Genomic DNA, 615 nt, shown 5'->3' on the forward strand with positions numbered 1-615 from the left:
CACCCGCTCCTGCCCGCCGGCCGCCACCGTCAGCAACCCCGCGGGCAGCACCGCGGCCAGGGCGGCGCGTGCCAGCAGGTCGGCCAGCTGGGCCGCGGCCGCCGCGGGCACCAGCAGGCACGCCCCGCCGGCGACCAGCGGTGGCGCCAGCACCGAGACCGGCCCCAGCAGCGCCCGCGCGGCCGGTGCCACCACGAGGACGACGCCCGGCCCCCGCTCCACGAGCCGACCGTGCCCCGGCGGCGGCACCGGTGCGGGCAGCAGGTCCAGCTTGTCCGCCCAGCCCGCCCACCAGACGAGCCGGTCCACCGCGGCGTCCACCTCGGCGAGCGCGCCGGAGATCTGCAGACCGCTGCGCCGGGCCTCGGTGACGAAGGAGCTGCGCCGGCCCTCCACCTCCGCGGCGAGGTCCACCAGGGCGCGCCCGCGCGCCACCGGCGTCTGCCCCGCCCACGCCGCCGCACCGGCCGCCGCGGCCTGCAGCAGGTCGCCCAGGTGCTGCGGCGCCGCCCGCGAGGCCCCGACGAGGGAGGGGCGCGACGGCAGGGCGCGCACGACGTCGCCGGGGGTGACGGTGACGGGGACCGCCCGCAGGTCCAGGTCGGCGTCGGGCAG

Annotated in this window: 1 protein-coding gene; it reads right to left on the reverse strand. The window is 81.5% G+C overall.

What is annotated here, in order from left to right; genetic code table 11:
- The coding region (locus ABEB16_RS22690; RefSeq protein ID WP_345714397.1) for an aldehyde dehydrogenase family protein at positions 1 to 615 on the reverse strand (615 nt) is incomplete at both ends.

It is taken from the genome of Kineococcus glutinatus (assembly GCF_039542765.1).
Lineage (GTDB): Bacteria > Actinomycetota > Actinomycetes > Actinomycetales > Kineococcaceae > Kineococcus_A > Kineococcus_A glutinatus.